Origin of the sequence: Streptomyces sp. NBC_00859 (assembly GCF_045161865.1) — a bacterium.
Taxonomy (GTDB): domain Bacteria; phylum Actinomycetota; class Actinomycetes; order Streptomycetales; family Streptomycetaceae; genus Streptomyces.
In genome coordinates, this window is sequence record NZ_CP108826.1 from 1,250,247 (window position 1) to 1,267,764 (window position 17,518).

Consider the following 17,518-nt stretch of genomic DNA (forward strand, 5'->3'; position numbering starts at 1 on the left):
GCAGACTGTTGGATGCTGAATTGGCCTCTTCAGACCCACCCAACGCCGGCACCTGCAGAAAAACCCTTGTTTGACTCGCCTCGTTGACATGGCAGGTCATATCTACCGCGCGCCATCGCCATTACATTTGCGCCCCGCGGTCACTTAAGCGTCGGACGACGAGACTCCCGGGACTCAATCGCCCAGCGCCAGAACACACCAAAGACCTTGATCGAGATAAGGCTGGCCCGGAGGCCGACTTCACAGAACGCCTCACTGGCAGGGCGAGATGATGTACACGTCCGAGTCACGTCTACGGCAGGGCGGCACATGCCGAGCCAGGCCCTCCACCCGAGGCGGTCAGACCTGGATGCCGGAAAGTAGCGTGCTGAGTGACCGACGATGAGACGACTACCGAAACTCATTCGACATGAGGCACGGCTACAGGAGAGGGGCTCACCCAGCAGGAGTGAGAGGCTTCATATCAGTCCAGTTGCGCTCGACATAATCGAGGCAGCTCTGTCGGGAGTCCTCGCCGTGGGCGATCACCCAGCCAGCCGGCACCTCGGCAAAGCTAGGCCACAGCGAGTGCTGTCCAGCCTGGTTCCTCAGCACGACGTACTTTCCGTCTTCCTGCTCAAAAGGGTTCGACATCGGGGAGACCTCACAGTCATAACGTGGCTATTGAGTGGAGAGAGCGCTAACGAGCCAACGTCGACCATGACTTGAAGGCATGGTTCGACACTCGTATCAGGAAGATGCACAACGCAGCATCACGCATCCCGCAGAATCTGCCCGGTCGATCCAGCATCTTCGAGTGGGCACAGAGCGGGTATGAGTTCACACACCTGCGTGAGGGCTCGTACAGGAAGGGGCCCTTCGCCATGAAGGCGCGAATGAAGTCAGAGAGAATCCGACAAACAAAGACACAGCAAATACACATCCCCCGTGCAGTTCGTCATGTCCGCTGGCATTGGGTCACAGCGATCACTTGACGCATGTCATCCAAACACCTGCACTGCACCCCGTCAACCGCTTCCTCGATGCAAATGTCCGATTTCATCCCCGTAAAAAGAACGTAAGACCCCCTCGACTTGACCGGATTTTTGCGATCCTTTTACAGGCTCAACGACCTGCCTACCGAACAGCGCTGATACCCCGTCACAGATGTTGTGCACCAGTGCAGTTAAGGACCCGCAGGCCCCTGGCGGCAGCGAAGACCTCCCCATCGGGTACGGTTCCCCGAGGCATTACCTACGTCAATTCGCTGGCGTGGCGGGGTCTCTAAATGGAGGGGACAGGTCCTCTCATCGCCCGGTGAGGGAGGGCGGGGGAGGTAGCGCGGCCTGCCCACCGACTGGTGTGGACCGCCCCTGCACACTCCTCAGCTCCTGCTCCAGTTCACCTCCGGTGCATCGGACCCACGGATGCTTGCGAGTAACCCATCCCGCTTAAGTACCGCTTAAGCACGGCCAATTACCCTCGATCATCCGTCAGCACGCCACCCAGCACCGAAGGAAGGCATGGAGGCACAGTTGGAAGCGCGGATTGCCAACACATTCGTGGACGTCGTACGGCAACAGGCCGATGCCCACGGCGATCGGGAGGCTTTCGCCTACATCCGGGATATGAGCGACGGCCAGATCAACGACACACTCTCGTTCCGTGAACTGGACACCCAAGCCCGCATCGCGGCCGGCTGGCTCACCAAGCAGGGGGGCGCGGCAGGCGACCGGGTACTGCTGTGCTTCCCGCCGGGCCTGGACTTCATCGTCGGCTTCCTTGGCTGCCTCTATGCGGGCATGATCGCCGTGCCAGCGCCCATGCCCGAAGGCTTCAGCTCGTCAGAGGACCGGGTAAGCAAGATCGTCCGGGACGCCCAGACTGTCATCGCTCTCTCCGATGCGAGCGGGGTTGCGAAGCTTGAGCGATGGCTTGCCGACCAGCTCGGGGCTGCACTGCCCTGTGGCGCGGTCCGCACCATGGATTCCGCCCTCGCGGCAAGCCTCACCACACCTGATCTGACGCCGGACACGGTGGCGTTGCTGCAGTACACCTCCGGCTCGACCAGCGACCCCAAAGGGGTCATGATCACGCACCGGAACCTGCTGAGCAACATGAAGCTGATCAGCGAGTGCGCAGATGGCGGACCGCACAGTCGTTCCTTCGGTTGGCTGCCGGTCATCCACGACATGGGACTGATCGGACAGGTGCTGTGGATGCTCTGCCTCGGGGGTTGCAGCGTGCTCACCTCGCCGACCGAGTTTCTCCGACGCCCCTATCGCTGGCTCGAGCTCCTCAACGAGCTGAACATCGACTTCACCGTGGCACCGAATTTTGCCTACGACCTCTGCGTGCGAACCGTCTCCGAGGAGAAGGTGCGCGGGCTGGACCTGTCAGGCTGGCGGGTGACCTTCAACGGGGCCGAACCGATACAAGCCCAGTCCCTGGCCAAGTTCGAAGAGAAATTCGGGCCGGTCGGCTTCAGGTCCGAGACGTTCCTGCCGTGCTACGGACTGGCCGAGGCGACCCTGTTGGTCACCGGGACACGTGCCGACAGCAAACCGGTGATCACAACGGTCGACGCCGAGTTGCTGGCCCAAGGAGAGTTCGTTCCTACGGACCCCGTGGCAGGACAGCGCGAGCTCGTCGGCAGTGGAACGGTGGATCGGTCACGGGTGCGGATCGTGGACACCGAGACACGTGAGGCCCTACCGGACGGGAAAGTCGGTGAGATCTGGGTGCGCGGTGAGAGCGTGGCCCAGGGGTACTGGGGTCATGCCGACTTGAACGCCGAGATGTTCAACCAAAGCGTCGGCGGCGAGACAGGCTTTTTCCGCACCGGGGATCTCGGCGTGATCTACGAGGGCGAGCTTTATGTCACCGGTCGCCTCAAGGAAGTGCTGATCATCCGTGGACGCAACCTCTATCCGCACGACCTCGAGCGGGCTGTCCGCGGGGTCGATCCACGGCTGGCAACCGGAGCCGGCGCGGTCCTCACGCTTGACGCTCCTGAGGGCTCGGTCGTGGTGGTCCAGGAGATCAAACCACGCGGCCTGGTCGAAGACGACTACCGTGCACTCGCCAGGAACATCCAGCGGACCCTGGTGCGCGAGTTCAGCATCCCTCTGCCCAGCGTCGTGTTCGTCGGACCGGGCCGCGTTCGCAAGACCACCAGCGGCAAGATCCAACGCTCGTTGATGAAACAGCTCTTCATAGCGTCCACGTTGAAGCCCCTGCACGCGGAGCTGACGGACTCTCTCGCCCATCCGAAGAACAGCTGACCGAGGAACACCGGTCAGCCGCACTTCCTGCGCTCTTCCGTCCCTCATGTCAGCCAAGAGAATGGATTACGTTGTGACAACGGTGCACCGCGATAGCTCGCCTGAAGAGATCCGAGCGTGGCTTATCGAGCGGGTGGCGTACTACCTTGAACTACCGGCGGGGAAAATTGACCCAGAACTCGAGCTCGCAGAATACGGGATGGACTCCGTGTACACCATGAGCATGATCGCCGAAATCGAGGACCACCTCGGTGTAAAGATCGACGAGATGGCCGCTTGGAAGTACTCCACGATCAATGCCTTGGTCGAGTACGCAGAGAATCTGATCAGCGAACAAGTGCACTCCGCGCGATAACGACGGTTCCTGCGTGCGGGCGGCCCCGGTGCCCATCAGCATCTATCGATCCGAAACGGTAGGTGTTCTGGGTCGATGATCTATGTGTGAGTGCTGGAGGGCGCACGGCAGTTGTCGCAGTCGGCGCAGGAGGCAGTTTGGCTTCGGGCGGTGGCCGCCTTGGTGGCTGGACGGACTCGCGAGGATGTCGCGGCGGTGCTCCAGATCGCGCTCAAGGAGGTGGACAACTGGGGGCGAAGTAGCCGGCCGGCGGGCGCGCAGCACTGGTGGCCGGTCGCGCGGGCGGCGGGTCGGCGAGCACAAGGTTCTCGATGCGATCGAGCAGCGGGCGATCCGGCAGTTTGTACTGGGCCACCGTCCCTGTGACCTGGGGCTGGCGGGGCAGCTGAGGTAGGAGATCTGGTCGCGAAGTCGTACCGGGTGCGGCTGACTGAGCAGGGCGTGGGCAGGTACCTGCGCCGCTGGGGCCTGTCCTTCCAGCGCCCGGACAAGCGGACCGTGGAGCAGGATGCGGAAGCGGTCCGCGTCTGGCGGGAGGAGACCTGGGCAGCGATCCACGCGAAGGCGAAGGCTGAGGGTGGTGAGGTGCTCTTCGCCAACCAGGTCACCGGCCGCACCTGGGGTGCCAAGGGGCGCACGCCGGTCGTCCGCCGCACGGGCAACCGCTTCTCCGTCAACGCGATGTCCGCATTCAGTAGCACGGGCCGGATGCACCGCATGGTATTCAGCGAAGACTTTCGACACCGACCTCATGTGCTGCTTCCTGGAGCGTCTCGCGGGCCACTTCGACCACAAGGTCCGCGCCTGTCCCGCCGATCACCCCGACCGTATCGAACTGCACTTCCTGCCGCCGTAAACCGTGTGTCCGCTTCGACGGCGTCGGGCCTGTTCACGGAGCACCCGCCCAGGTCCGCTCAGCCCTCAATGCCGATGTCACGGCGAAAATTCGGCCGACTCACGGCGTTCTGCAACAGGCTCTTAGGACGAATGGTTGGCCCGAGGTATGCGAAATGAAGACGACTTCCTGATGGGCGTCCATTATCGACGCGAATCAGCTTATTCGACTCTCGTGGCGTCGAGCCTGCCTCGCTGATCCTCCGTGTGAGACGCGGACCCGTCTGCAATCTTCATTGCGCGCAGCAAAGGCAAACATGACACCAGTACAAACAGGCCGAAAAGGGTGATAGCTGTCAACCCCGCAGGTTGCAGCAGCTGCGTGGGGTCCGCCTTCACAGACGCCCAGTTGCTGATCCAGTTCGCGGCGACGTCCAGTGTCATCACAGCGCTCCCCCACCAGACACCGCTCCGCCTCACGAGGCCCACCAGCACCACGACCAGCGGATCCAGGACGACGAGGCTTACGAAAAACACCCGAATGAACACGTGTGGAAACGCTGCATAAGCATGGATTCCACCCTGTACCAAATCGCTGACATGAGCACACGCACCTTCAGCGAAACCGATCAGGTACAGCACAAGAACCCATCGTGCCCGCCGTGGCAGGCTCCCCCATCTGCTCCGCAACCGCTCCTGCATGCAACAAGCCTATCCGCAGCCGATCACAACACTGAATGCTCCCGACCCTATTGCGGCCGCTTCGGAGCCGCGCGATCGGCAGGCCCGACCGCCAGGAGTGTCCGGAAGTGGCCCGCTGGATACCGTTCTCCGACAGGAACTCCCTCGACTTCGACCCAAGCATGGGCCGAGAAGAGATTCGTACGGACGCCCGTGCACCACGTGGGCCACGTGCCGCGCGCCCGACACAGGAGGGCGGTCGCCACCGAGCGCTGCAGGCATGCCTGTCCTGCGCATCGCAGGCTGACCCCGACCACGGCTGCGCGTGCCGCCGCAGCCTGGTCCGCGGTGGCCGGTGCGGCACGGCGGCGGGCGAACTCCAGTACCGCGCGCAGCCCGGATGGGGAGAGCCTACTGAGGATTCCGGCGACGGACACAACCAAGGGAGGAACCACTCGGCGGTACGGCGGCAGCCGATCACGGCGGGACAACGCCACTGGGATGCTCATCGGCGTTCCCGTAGCAGGTCCGCCGAGCACAGCGAAACCAGAAGGGCCGCAATGTCATTGCGAGCGCGCGTGGCGGAAATAGCGCGCTGAGAGGCGAGGGGCTGAGCCGCTTGCTCGCGGGTCTGGCCACTGGTCAGGCTGCGGAGGACAGAGAACCCTGTGGTGTTCGGCTGCCAGTAGCGACCGGTGCGTTTATGGAGAAGTACAGCTCCGTCGTCCGTCTCGGCGAGGGATACCTGCGGATTAAGAACATAGGTGACGCTCATGTCTGTTTGGGTCGCCTCTCGTTTCGTGCGAGGTTGCGTGCGGCACGGAACCAGGTTTCGCAGTCAAGGAGCTGCTCGATGGCGAAGTTCCTGTCCAGGTTGGCCTAGGGGGTGAGCAGCTGAGTGCGGACCGCGTCTGCTCGGCGCCGGCCTCAAGGTGTCCGAGCCGTCCGACCGATTCGAGCGGGAGGCAGAGGCCACGGCGACCCTGCGCGCCGGTGCCCCGCCGTCGAGGCTGGGACGCCGTCTCCCCTGGACGCGGACCGTCGACAGGCCCGCCAAGAGTTAAGAGTCGGGGCAGGCGGCCGCCCTGAACTCCTCGGCCAGACCGATGTCGTTCACCGCAGAAGCTCTGCAGTGCGTGCGTCGCGCAACCACCGGGGGAACCCGTCGAGCAGCTGGTCGTACAGCACCGTGTCCGACAGAGCCCGCGGGTCACGCCCCGCATGGAAGAACCCCGCGTTGTCCACCACTCGCTTCGCCGGCACCGCCAAGCTGTCGAGTCTGTGCAGGAACGCGAACTCGTTGTCGTCCGGATCACCGAACCCCACGAACTGCCAGAACAGCGGCAGCTTCGCGGCCTTGCAGACGTAGCGTTCAACTGCGAGTCGGCTCGTCGGTCCGCCATCCGTCTGGAAGACGACCAGTGCTGGGTCGCGGCTCCCGGACGCCTGGTAATGGTCGATCACCTCGTCCATCGCCCAGTGATAGTTCGTGCGTCCCATGTGCCCGAGGTTCTGGTGGAGCTTCTCGATCCGGCCCTCGTAGTTGTCCAGGTTCACGTCGCTGAGGCCGTCGATGTCGGTGGAGAAGAACACCACTGGCACGACACCGTCATCGTCGAGATGCGCGGACAAGCCGAGCACCTGCTCGGCAAGGTGCTGCACGGTCCGGTCCCGGTAGTACGGGCGCATCGAACCCGACCGGTCCAGCACCAGATACACCGCAGCCCGCACCCCCTCCAGAGCGTTCTTTCGCAGACTGACCGCCGCGCTCTTGTACAGGCTCACCAGCCCCGGAGCAGCAGCCTCCACCTTCGTCAGACTGATAGCGGAACCAGACACGGCCCCCATCACCCCTCCCCCGCGTCGCTGATGTAGACCCCGCCGGTGAAGCCCGCCTGACGTGGCCGGACTAGCAGACGCAGCTGCGCCCATTATCGAGCGGTGTCAACCACGGAGTCACGGCATGCAGGTGTCCGTCCTGGGCACCTAAGTGTAGTGACCACGAGCACTGCCGATGGAACATGGCGGTGCCCCCGGACTGACATGACCCATGACCCGAGACCACCGACTGCGGCTCCGCTCGATCAGCGCAGTCCCACCCGGTCTTACGCAAGACAAGCCACGCACGACCGCAAACCTACGGCCCGTACCCCTGAGGAAGGTACGGGCGTACCCCTTTGACCTGCGCTCGCGCCGCTGCATCACCAGTCCGCCAGTCCGTGCACACTGCTTCCCTCTCGCGCGGAGGCTGTCCCAACCAAAGAGTCCCTCCGTGTTCCACCCCAATGTCCGACTCACCGTCCATGGCAGACGTCTCGTTGTCGCCCGGATCTGCTCCGGCCGCCCCGTGACACACATAGCCGACGAAATGGGCAACTCCCGCACCACCGCCTACGAGTGGGTCCGGCGTTGGCGCGCCGAAGGCGACGACGGCCTGGGGCCCATGGCTGGGCGGATGCCCGAAGCCGGGCTGCGGTGCGAGCGAGGGCTCGGCCCCGCACCGATGGGTCGCTTCTGGGCCGCTTGAGCGTCGGCGGGTGTTTCGTCGTTCCCGCAGGGTCGGGCGCACATTTCTTGCCCAATGAGCAAAGTTGCTCAATGTGCACTCTTTGTTATTGTGGAGGCATGGAAGACGGTCTGCGGGAGCGGAAGAAGCAGCAGCTGCGTGACCAGCTGAGCATGACCACGGTGCTGCTTGCCAAGGAGCGCGGCCTGGCGCATGTGCGTGTGGAGGACATCGTCGAGCGGGTCGGAGTGTCGCGCCGTACGTTCAGCAACTACTTCGCGAGCAAAGAGGAGGCCATCGCCGACCGGCATGTCCAGCGGACGCGCGAGGCAGCCGAGGCCCTGCGCGGCCGCCCTGCGGGCGAGCCGCTGTGGGACTCCGTCACCACCGTGATCGTGGGCCGCTACGCGGCCTGGTCCAGCACCACCGCCGCGCAGATAAAGGCAGACCCGGATCTGATCTCCCTGCTGGGCGAGCCCGAGATCCAGGACGCCATCGCCCGCGGAGCGCGCACGGCCACCGCCGAACTCGCGCGGGCGGTGGCCGACCGACTCGGCACCGACGCGGCCACCGACCTCCACCCGACCCTGATCGCCAACGTCGCCCTGAGCACCCAGATGTCCACCCTCGACTTCTGGTTGCGCACCGATCCACAGGTCGAGCTAGGCCCGCTGATGCAGGAGGCATTCCAGCGACTTGCCGCGGGCTTCGGCGCTCTCCCGGCCCGCCAGTCGGCTACGGCCGGAGACGAAAGGAAGTAATCATCATGTTTGACACCATTATCGTCGGGGGCGGTCCGGTCGGGCTGTTCCTCGCCTGTGAACTGCGGCTCGCCGGAGCCAACCCTGTCGTCCTGGAGCGCCTGCCCGGCGCGAGCCAGGCCGACAAGGCGCACGGCCTCACCGGACAAGTGGTCCGGCTGATGGACCACCGCGGTCTGTACGAGCGCTGCGGCGGGAGCGCGCCGCCCATGCCCGCGCCGCAGTTCTTCTTCGGTGGGCTCACCCTGCCGCTGGACGTGCTCGGCGCGGACAACCCGATGTACCTGCTGCGGATCAACCAGCGCGATCTTGAGGGTGTGCTCGGCGAGCGGGCGGCCGAGCTCGGCGTGGATGTGCGTCGCGGCTACGAGGTCCGCTCCTTCAGCCAGGTGCAGGACCACGTCGCCGTGGTCGTGACTGGCGAGGACGGCAGCGAGACGACCTTCCACGCCCGGTACGTCGTCGGCTGCGACGGCGCGCGCAGCGTGATCCGCAAGCAGTCCGGGATCGGCTTTCCCGGCTTCACCGACCCCCACGTGGTCGACCGCAGCGCGCTGGTCGGCCCCATCGAGCACGTCCACCCCAGGCCAGGCGGACGCATCGCCATCGACGGCCTCGGTGAAGTCCCGGCCAGCTTCTACCGCACCGAGCGCGGCGTGCTCACCATCGGCGGCTCCCCGCAGCAGCCGATCATCCACACCATGGAATGGGAGGACCAGCCGGCCGGAACCTATCCGGGACCCGGCAGCCCCATGACGATGGCGGAGATGGAGGACAGCATCGAGCGGGTCATCGGCGTACGCATCGCCCTGACCGAGCCCGCCGACGGCTCGCCCACGCTTTCGCGCCGTCTGTGCGGCCGCAACACCCGCCTGGCCGACCGCTATCGCGACCGCCGCGTCTTCCTCGCCGGCGACGCCGCACACGTCCACTCCGCCGCCGGTGGCCCCGGGCTGAACCTCGCGCTGCAGGACGCCGCGAACCTGGCCTGGAAGCTGGCAGCCGAACTCCACGGCTGGGCACCCACCGACCTGCTGGACACGTACGAGAGCGAACGCCACGCGATCGGCGAGCGAGTCTTCATGCAGACCCAGGCCCAGACCGCCCTCATGGCCCCCGGCAGCAATGTAACCGCCCTGCGGGAACTGTTCACGGAACTCCTCGGCCAGCGGGAGAACGTCCAGCAGATCGCCGACTTGATCGCAGCCTCCGACATCCGCTATGACATGGGCGACGAACACCCCGCCGCACCCACCGGAAGGTTCGTCCCTCCGCTGGAACTCACCACCGAAGACGGCCGACACCGCCACCTCGCCGAACTCACGCACCACGCCCGCCCACTGCTCCTCGATGCCTCGCACGGCACCGACCTCGCCGCCGCAGCAGCCCCTTGGGCCGATCGCGTCCTGCGGATCCCCGCCGACGTCAAGGACACCCCGGCCCCCGCACTTCTGATCCGTCCCGATGGATACGTCGCCTGGGCAGGCTCCGACCCCGTCGGCCTCCAAGGAGCTCTGACCCGCTGGTTCGGCAGCGCACCCGACGACCGGCCCGCAGCCTGACCACGGATCGGCCGCCGGGACCGCTTCGAACGCTGTGGCCATACAGGTGTAAAGCGGAAGCTCCACCCAAACCGGAAGATCGTTAACATCCGACAACTGACCGCCACTGAACGTTGCTGCTGCCCATGGTCACGCGGAAAACGCTCGGTCGGTACTCATGATCACACCCAAGCCGGGAAGAGCTGGCCCGCCGCGGCAGGGGAAGCCTCCTCGCACGCCGAACCCGCTGCCCTGATCTCCTCCTCCGAAATGACCCCGCGCACCACCCTCAGCAGGCTGTCCTCCAGATCCGACAACACAAGCCCATGCGCCTGGCCGCGCGCGCCGTGGCGACGGGGTGTGTGCGGTGGTCGAAAGTCTCGAATCCGACGGCGGTCTCCAGCACCTACTTAGGGGTGCCGTGCGAGGGCGTCGCCCCCGAGCTGCCACATCTCGTAGTTGCCGCATTCTGCCGTGATCTCGGCCGCCGAGTGAGCCGCCGTGATGAAGTCGTCCACGACCGGTGAAGTATGCGTTGTCGCTACCGCGAGATGTACCTGGTCGGGTGCCAGGTCCGGGATGGGCACGTAGGCGATGTCGGGATGCGAGTAGAACACGGACGCCGAGCGGGCCAGGAAGGAGATACCGCGTCCGGCCGCTACATGTTCGAGGGTCTCGTCGACGCCGCGCACCGGGTATCCAGCGTTGGCGAACGGGCGCTCGGTGGGCTGCGAGCGCGCGTCACCGTCCCACAGCAGCGGCTCACCGGCCAGGTCGGTCTCGGTGACCTCCGCCTTGTCGGCGAAGCGATGTCCGGCCGGCAGCACCGCCACCCGCGGCTCGGTGTACAGGGGTGTCAGGCGCAGGCCGGTTTCGTCGATGGGCAGGCGCACGAAGGCGACGTCGATGCGCCCGTCTAGCAGCATCGCGGCCTGGTCGTCGCCCTCGATCCGCTGCATGTCCACGATCACGTCCGGGTGCCTGCCCGCGAACGCGCGAGCCGCCGGGGTGATGGGAATGCCGGCGCGGAAACCGACCATCAGCCGCCTCCGGCCGTCGGCGGCCTCGGACACCCGGCGCCGCAGCGCGTGTGTGGAGGCTAGCAGCGGGCCGGCGTCGGCGAGCAGCTGCCGGCCCGCGTCAGTCAGCTCGACGCCGTGACGGTCCCGGGTGAACAGCGCCGCGCCGAGATCTTGTTCGAGTACGCGGATCTGTCGGCTGAGCACCGGCTGCGCGATGTGGAGTTCGTCGGCGGCGCGGCCGAAGTGGAGCCGGTCGGCCACGGCGACGAAGTACCGCAGCTTTCGCAGATCGAGATCCATACGGCCTCCAGCGTGGTGAGACCTCCAGGGTATCACCAGGGTTTAAAGAGGTCTTGGACGTTTCCTGGGGGCGGTGACAGCATGAAATGCGGCGCCTCATGGCGTCGGAAATGAATTCGATGCGGAAATCTCTGGGCAGGACCGGAAACCGAAAGCAGGAATACTGATGAGCAGTATCAGCATTGTCGGACTGGTAAACATGGCCCGAGCCCTGGCCGGACGGGCGCTCGCCGCCGGGAATACCGTTGAGATCCTCGGCCGCAACCAGAGCAAGGCGAAGGAGGTGGCCGCCGTGCTCGGCGGCGCCACAGTGGGCACGGCCGGTGACGTCCCGGCCGGGGACATCGTGATCCTCGCCGTGCCCTACGCCGGCGCAGCAGCGGTGGTGAAGGAGTACGGGGACGCTCTGCGCGGCAAAATCATCGTTGACATCACCAACCCTGTTACCCCTGACCTGCAGGGTTTCGTCGTGCCCGACGACAGCTCCGGAGCGCAGGAGATCGCCAAGGCGGCTCCCGATGACGCGCACGTCGTCAAGGCGTTCAACACGGTGTTCTCCCACGTGGTGGCCGCCGGGTCCGCCGAGGGTCGCCCGGTGGACGTGTTCATCGCCGGCACCGACGCGCAGGCCAAGGCCCGCGTGTCGGCGTTTATCGAGAGCTTGGGGCTGCGCCCCTGGGACACCGGCGACCTGTTCATGGCGCGGGCGCTGGAGAACGTCGGCCTGCTGGAGCTGGGCCTGATGAGCCACTCCGTCAAGCACACCGATTTCTCCCTCAACGTCACCCTTCTGCGCTGAATAGCGCTTCTCATCTCTTTCCGTGCCGTCCAGCATTAGTTCACTAGCGGCACGGAAAGCCCCCACCTATTTAAGGAATAATCCAGGTGCGTGTATTCATCGCTGGCGGGACCGGGCATTCCGGTTCTCACATCATTCCCGAGCTTATCTCCGCAGGGCACGAGGTCACCGGCCTAGCCCGGTCGGACGCGTCCGCGGAAACCCTGTCCGCACTCGGCGCGAAGGTACGGCGCGGCAATTTGGAGGACCTCGACGGGCTCAAGGAAGCAGCCGCCACCTCCGACGGCGTCATCCACGTCGCCCACCGACAGGACCTCCTGCCCACCGGCGGTATGGACGCCGTGGCCGCCGCGGAGATCCCCGTCATGCTCGCCTACGGCGAGGCCCTCGCGGGAACCGGAAAGCCGCTGGTCACCGCCGGGAGCATAGGTTCGCCCGGCAACCTGGGACGGCCGGCCACCGAGGAAGACCCTGCCCTGCCGTCCGGCGAAGAGCACCGGGGCACCCTGCGAGTCCGCAACGTCGTGGAGCGGGCCGTGATCGACCTGGCCGGGCGGGGGGTTCGTTCCTCGGTCGTACGGATCGCCAACATCGCGCACGGCACGAGTGATGTGGCGGGCTTCCTTCCCACGCTGATCGCGCTCGCGAAGGAGAAGGGGTTCGCCGGCTACCCCGGCGATGGCGCCAACGTGTGGAACGCCGTCCACATCCGCGACACCGCCGCCCTGTTCCGCCTGGCCCTGGAAGACGGGCCGGCCGGCAGCTACTGGCACGCGGTCGAGGACGGGGGCACCCCCTTCCGCGACATCGCCGAGGCCCTCGCCGACCGTCTGGGCCTGCCCGCCGTGAGCATTCCCAATGACGCCCTGATGACACCGGGCTACTTCGGATTCCTCACCAACATCGTCACGCAGAGCTATCCGGCGTCTAACGCCATCACCCGCCGCACCCTCGGCTGGGAACCCGCCCAGCCCGGCCTCCTCGCGGATCTGGACAACGGCCACTACTTCCCCGCCGACTGAACAGCACCATCAGCGGCTCGTGACCAGTCCGGCACGCCCGGCTCTATGAAAAGGACGTACAACTATGACAACGGTGGGCTTCATCGGAAGCGGAGCCAGCGGTAAGACTCTCGCACGCCTGGCCGTGGGCGCCGGGCATCAGGTAGTGCTCAGCAGCGCGAGGCCGTGAGCCACCTAGTGACCTGAGTCGGAGACTCGTCGGCAGTAGGTGGCGGCGTTGTCGAGGATCTCGTCTGCGGTCTTTGTCCAGGCGAAGGGTCTGGGGTGTTCGTTCAAGTCCGTGAGCCAGGACCGGATGTCGCGTTCGAGGGCCTGGACGGAGCGGTGGACGCCGCGCTTGAGCTTCTTCTGCGTGAGCTCGGCGAACCACCGCTCCACCAGGTTCAGCCAGGACGCACTCGTCGGCGTGAAGTGCAGGTGGAACCGGGGATGCCTCAACAGCCACCTCTTGATGTCGGGCGTCTTGTGGGTCGCATAGTTGTCGAGGATCAGGTGGACCCGGAGATCAGCCGGTACTTCTCTGTCGAATTTGGCGAGGAATTTCTTGAACTCGGCAGCCCGGAGGCGGCGATGAAGAGCCGATGACTCTGCCGGTCGCCACTTCCAGAGCTGCGAACAGGGTGGTGGTGCCGACCCGCACGTAGTCGTGACTACGCCGTTCAGGGACGCCGGGCACCATCGGCAGAACCGGCTGGGACCGGTCCAGAGCCTGGATCTGCGACTTCTCGTCCGCGCAGAGCACCAGCGCCTTTTCCGGCGGGTCGAGATAGAGGCCGACGACGTCGCGGACCTTGTCGATGAACAACGGATCGGTCGACAGCTTGAACGTCTGCGACCGGTGCGGTGCGAGAGCGAATGCCCGCCAGATCCGCGAGACCGTCGGCTGCGACATCCCCGTCGCCGCCGCCATCGACCTGGTCGACCAGTGGGTCGCATTCTTCGGCGTCTCCTCGAGCGTCTTTACGGTCACCCGCTCGACATCGGCATCCGTGATCTTCCGTGGCACGCCTGGACGCCGGTCGTCGCACAACCCGTCCGGGCCCCGTTCGAGGAAACGGCGTCGCCAGGTGCGGACCGTGTCCGGAGTGATCCGCAGCCGACGGGACACCTCCATGAACTCCGGAGGCCGGGCGCCCCGTTGCGGGGCAACCAAAGCGGTAATGGGGCGGACGGCCTCCGCCCGGGTGGCGGGCACCGGTGCCGTATCTGGAACGGCGAGTTCCCGCACCGGCCCACCGGCGAGGACGGTTGGTTCGCCACGTCCCCCGTCGGCACCTACCCGGTAAACGGCTACGGGCTCCACGACGTCGCGGGCAACGTCTGGGAATGGTGCGCCGACTATTTCGAACCCCGGTGGTACGAGCGCTCCTCCCGGGACAATCCGCAGGGGCCGCCCACAGGCGACCGGCGAGTCCTGCGCGGCGGCTCCTATCTGTGCCATCGCAGCTACTGCAACCGCTACCGAGTGGCCGCCCGGACGGGAAACACACCGGAGTCCACGAGCGGCAACTGCGGCTTCCGCACGGCAGCGGCTGGAAACGGGCACCGGGGAGTGTCTGCAGCGGCGCCGAGCCGCCCGTCCAGAGCCGTCGAGCGGTAACCGAACGGGTAGAGGTGCGTGCGGCCGCCCGAGATGTGCACGTGGGCCCGCGCCATGCGCGTCGTACCGGCCTCGACCAGTATTCGCGCGAGCACGGCGGAGCGCGTCTCGCCCGGTGTTGCGTCCGGCCGTGCGGAGTGCGGCGAGGGCCGCCTGCTGGTCCGCGTGCGCCGTAAGGCGGGCGACAATCCCCACGCCACGGGAGTGTGGCAGGAAGTAAAGGGCGAGGCGCCTGCACCGGCGTATGAACGGTCGCGGGAGCAGCACCCGAGCGCATCGCGCTCCCCCGCGGCCGCCGTCCTCACGAGCCGTAGGCACCACGGCACAGGGCTGCCACCTCGGCACTCGTCACCCCTGCGGAGGCTCTCCGGCACAGCGGGCGCATGCTGGAGCGGGGCGGGGGCTGGTGACGGGTCTGCGGCCGCCGGTTCGGCGCGCTGCGGTGATGGCGGCGGTACACCTTCTTGGGGGCGGGTGCGGGCCGGAAGCGGTGGATACGGGGCGCAGCGGGGGCGTACACGGGAGCCCGGTGGCGGTGGACGTGAGTAACTGCTGGTGCCAGGTGAAAGTGGCGGCGGGGGCGCTTCTTCTTGGCCTTCGCATGCTCGGAAGGCTTCGGCTTGTGGGTCGAAGCCTCCACGGTGGCCAGGATGGACCGGCCCGGGGGCTGGTGCGCGTCGGGCCGCAACTGGGCAGTCAGCGGCGCCCCGGCAGCAGCCGGTGGGTGGCTCGGTCCGGCCGGGCGCGGGGCGGACGGTACGGAGACGCAGCCGGATGTCGCGAGCAGAGCGGCCAGGACGAGAAGGAGGGGGCGGCGGGGGATCACCTGCTCAGCGTGGCGCACGGAACGCAGGCGTTGCGGGCGCCGCGCGTGACCGCCACCGTACCGAGTGACCGTCCGTCCACGTCCAGGTGACAAATCCGGGATGCGCCGTGACTCGCGGGATCCGGTGAGGGGGCCGCCCATGAGGACGCGCACAGTAGCTGCGTCGCGTCCCGCCGTCCGGACCTCCGTGACGCGGTCGGGCAGGTCCGAGCGGCTGCCCCTGGGCGAGGACGGCTGTGACAGGGGGCGTGCCGCCGGAACCGGAATGTGCCGTGTCCCCCGCTGATAACCTGGGGGCACGCTTCGAAACCGTTGGGGCCCGTACCGAGGGGTACGGGCCCCGGCGCGTTCCGGGCACCAGACCGAGGAAGGTTCCCCATGAACGCGAAGCCGCCGGCCCCGAAGGGCGAACTCACAACGCCGCAGACGGCTGCCCCTAGCCTGCCGCCGGTCGAGTCCTTCGACGCGCTCGGGCTGCCGCCGGAGCTGACGGCGACGATGACCGGCCTCGGCGTGACAGAGCCCTTCCCGATCCAGGCGGCGACCCTGCCCGACGCACTGGCCGGCCGTGATGTCCTCGGCCGCGCCCGGACCGGCTCCGGCAAGACCCTTGCCTTCGGGCTTGCACTGCTGGCGCGCACGGCAGACATGAGAGCGGAGCCGAAGCGGCCGCTCGCACTGGTCCTGGTGCCGACCCGGGAGCTCGCGCAGCAGGTGAGCGACGCGCTGGCCCCGTACGCGCTGGCGCTGAACCTGCGGCTGGCGACGGTGGTGGGCGGGCTGTCCATCAACCGGCAGGTGGCGCTGCTCCGGACCGGTGCCGAAGTGGTTGTCGCGACACCCGGACGGCTCACCGACCTCGTATCGCGCCGGTCCTGTGATCTGCGGCAGGTACGGATCACGGTGCTGGACGAGGCGGACCAGATGTGCGACCTGGGGTTCCTGCCGCAGGTCTCGGAAATCCTGGACCAGGTCCGTCCAGACGGTCAGCGGCTGCTGTTCTCGGCCACGCTCGACCGCAATGTCGACGAGTTGGTGCAGAACTATCTGCGCGAGCCGGCAGTGACGTCGCTCGACCGTGTGGCGGGCTCGGTCACCACGATGGAACACCATCTGCTGAACATCCACCCCGCCGACAAGTACGCGACCGCGACCGAAATCGCCGCGCGGGACGGCCGGGTCCTGATGTTCCTGGACACCAAGGCCGGCGTGGACCAGTTCACCCGGCACCTGCGGGCCAGCGGCGTACGGGCCGCCGCCCTGCACAGCGGGAAGTCGCAGCCCCAGCGCACTCACACGCTCGCGCAGTTCAAGGACGGCGGGATCACCGTGCTGGTGGCCACCAACGTCGCGGCGCGAGGCATTCACATCGAGGCGCTCGACCTCGTCGTCAACGTCGACCCCCCTGCCGATGCCAAGGACTACCTGCACCGCGGCGGGCGCACGGCACGCGCCGGGGAATCCGGGAACGTGGTCACGCTGGTCACACCGAACCAGCGGCGAGACGTGAACCAGATCATGGCCGAAGCCCGGATCCGGCCGACTGTCACCCAGGTGCGCTCCGGCGAGGAGAAGCTGACCGCCATCACCGGGGCGAAGCGCCCCCCGATCGAAGGCAAGGGCAGCGGAAACACACCCTTCCGCGGCATGGGCACCCGTCCGGGCCGGCCCAAGGAGTCCCGTAAGACGGCCGACGCACGCAAGGCGGCAGAGGCCCGAGCGGCGGCCCGGGTGCGCAAGGGCCGCTGAACCGGACGGACTTACCGGACGGGGGCCGAGCGCCGCCGGTGGCGCCGTCCGCCCGAGCACCGGTCAGGGGGGCGCTGCCGAACGTGGGCGAGCACTCCGGCCAGGACGCCCCTGCGGACGCCGGCACCGGCGTGGTCGTACGGCGGCACACGGTCCGCGCCGAACCGACCGGCCCGGCTCCACGTCATCATCGCCTGTGGCGGCGACTCCATCGAGCCAAGGGATCCGACAGCGACGTCGCCGGCTTCGCCCGGCTGAA

The 17,518-nt window shown here is 66.8% G+C and carries 15 protein-coding genes and 3 pseudogenes; 10 read left to right on the top strand and 8 right to left on the bottom strand.

Annotated elements, in window-relative coordinates; translation table 11 throughout:
- Window positions 1–435: 435 nt before the first annotated feature.
- On the bottom strand, window positions 436–633 hold the full coding sequence (locus OG584_RS05180) for an MbtH family protein (protein WP_405775445.1): 198 nt from the start codon (window positions 631–633) through the stop codon (window positions 436–438).
- An 869-nt stretch (window positions 634–1,502) separates the two neighbouring features.
- On the opposite strand from OG584_RS05180, the gene OG584_RS05185 reads away from it, so the two are divergent.
- The gene (locus OG584_RS05185) at window positions 1,503–3,263 is read left to right on the top strand and encodes a fatty acyl-AMP ligase (RefSeq protein WP_405775447.1); all 1,761 of its coding nucleotides are present in this window, start codon (window positions 1,503–1,505) and stop codon (window positions 3,261–3,263) included.
- Between the two features lie 46 nt (window positions 3,264–3,309).
- Window positions 3,310–3,618 carry an acyl carrier protein gene (locus OG584_RS05190; RefSeq protein WP_405775449.1) on the top strand — a complete coding sequence of 103 codons (309 nt, stop codon included), beginning with the start codon at window positions 3,310–3,312 and terminating at the stop codon, window positions 3,616–3,618.
- 1,056 nt (window positions 3,619–4,674) lie between these two features.
- On the opposite strand, the gene OG584_RS05195 is transcribed toward OG584_RS05190, so the two are convergent.
- The 4 genes from OG584_RS05195 to OG584_RS05210 form a co-directional block, all read right to left on the bottom strand.
- The gene (locus OG584_RS05195) at window positions 4,675–5,094 is read right to left on the bottom strand and encodes a hypothetical protein (protein WP_405775451.1); all 420 of its coding nucleotides are present in this window, start codon (window positions 5,092–5,094) and stop codon (window positions 4,675–4,677) included.
- A 107-nt stretch (window positions 5,095–5,201) separates the two neighbouring features.
- On the bottom strand, window positions 5,202–5,642 hold the full coding sequence (locus tag OG584_RS05200; RefSeq protein ID WP_405775453.1) for a lasso peptide biosynthesis B2 protein: 441 nt from the start codon (window positions 5,640–5,642) through the stop codon (window positions 5,202–5,204).
- Window positions 5,639–5,908 (bottom strand): lasso peptide biosynthesis PqqD family chaperone, encoded by a 270-nt coding sequence (locus OG584_RS05205; RefSeq protein WP_405775455.1) that lies wholly within the window; start codon window positions 5,906–5,908, stop codon window positions 5,639–5,641. Before OG584_RS05205 ends, OG584_RS05200 begins: the two co-directional genes overlap by 4 nt.
- A 338-nt stretch (window positions 5,909–6,246) precedes the next feature.
- Entirely contained in the window at window positions 6,247–6,972 is a 726-nt protein-coding gene (locus tag OG584_RS05210; protein ID WP_405775457.1) for a vWA domain-containing protein, read from the bottom strand.
- Window positions 6,973–7,405: 433 nt separating this feature from the next.
- On the opposite strand from OG584_RS05210, the pseudogene OG584_RS05215 reads away from it, so the two are divergent.
- The 3 genes and pseudogenes from OG584_RS05215 to OG584_RS05225 form a co-directional block, all read left to right on the top strand.
- A pseudogene (locus OG584_RS05215) lies at window positions 7,406–7,570 on the top strand (helix-turn-helix domain-containing protein); the annotation flags it as partial.
- Window positions 7,571–7,758: 188 nt separating this feature from the next.
- Window positions 7,759–8,400: a TetR/AcrR family transcriptional regulator gene (locus tag OG584_RS05220; RefSeq protein ID WP_405775459.1), complete on the top strand. Its 642-nt coding sequence runs from the start codon at window positions 7,759–7,761 to the stop codon at window positions 8,398–8,400.
- A gap of 5 nt (window positions 8,401–8,405) precedes the next feature.
- Window positions 8,406–9,962 (top strand): FAD-dependent monooxygenase, encoded by a 1,557-nt coding sequence (locus tag OG584_RS05225; protein WP_405775461.1) that lies wholly within the window; start codon window positions 8,406–8,408, stop codon window positions 9,960–9,962.
- A gap of 389 nt (window positions 9,963–10,351) precedes the next feature.
- On the opposite strand, the gene OG584_RS05230 is transcribed toward OG584_RS05225, so the two are convergent.
- On the bottom strand, window positions 10,352–11,263 hold the full coding sequence (locus OG584_RS05230) for a LysR family transcriptional regulator (protein WP_405775463.1): 912 nt from the start codon (window positions 11,261–11,263) through the stop codon (window positions 10,352–10,354).
- A gap of 166 nt (window positions 11,264–11,429) precedes the next feature.
- On the opposite strand from OG584_RS05230, the gene OG584_RS05235 reads away from it, so the two are divergent.
- The 3 genes from OG584_RS05235 to OG584_RS05245 all read left to right on the top strand — a co-directional run bounded on the left by OG584_RS05235 (window position 11,430) and on the right by OG584_RS05245 (window position 13,253).
- On the top strand, window positions 11,430–12,062 hold the full coding sequence (locus OG584_RS05235; RefSeq protein WP_405775465.1) for an NADPH-dependent F420 reductase: 633 nt from the start codon (window positions 11,430–11,432) through the stop codon (window positions 12,060–12,062).
- Window positions 12,063–12,148: 86 nt separating this feature from the next.
- A complete protein-coding gene (locus OG584_RS05240; RefSeq protein ID WP_405775467.1) occupies window positions 12,149–13,084 on the top strand; it encodes an SDR family oxidoreductase in 936 nt (311 codons plus the stop codon).
- Between the two features lie 64 nt (window positions 13,085–13,148).
- A complete protein-coding gene (locus OG584_RS05245; RefSeq protein WP_405775469.1) occupies window positions 13,149–13,253 on the top strand; it encodes an NAD(P)-binding domain-containing protein in 105 nt (34 codons plus the stop codon).
- 5 nt (window positions 13,254–13,258) lie between these two features.
- Here OG584_RS05245 and OG584_RS05250 read toward each other — a convergent pair.
- Window positions 13,259–14,246: pseudogene (locus OG584_RS05250) on the bottom strand (IS630 family transposase).
- A gap of 6 nt (window positions 14,247–14,252) precedes the next feature.
- On the opposite strand from OG584_RS05250, the pseudogene OG584_RS05255 reads away from it, so the two are divergent.
- A pseudogene (locus OG584_RS05255) lies at window positions 14,253–14,684 on the top strand (formylglycine-generating enzyme family protein); the annotation flags it as partial.
- A gap of 301 nt (window positions 14,685–14,985) precedes the next feature.
- On the opposite strand, the gene OG584_RS05260 reads toward OG584_RS05255, so the two are convergent.
- On the bottom strand, window positions 14,986–15,510 hold the full coding sequence (locus tag OG584_RS05260; protein WP_405775471.1) for a hypothetical protein: 525 nt from the start codon (window positions 15,508–15,510) through the stop codon (window positions 14,986–14,988).
- A gap of 378 nt (window positions 15,511–15,888) precedes the next feature.
- Here OG584_RS05260 and OG584_RS05265 point away from each other — a divergent pair, with 378 nt between their 5' ends.
- Complete coding sequence (locus OG584_RS05265; protein ID WP_405775473.1) at window positions 15,889–17,259, top strand: DEAD/DEAH box helicase; 1,371 nt, start codon at window positions 15,889–15,891, stop codon at window positions 17,257–17,259.
- The last annotated feature ends 259 nt before the right edge of the window (window positions 17,260–17,518 follow it).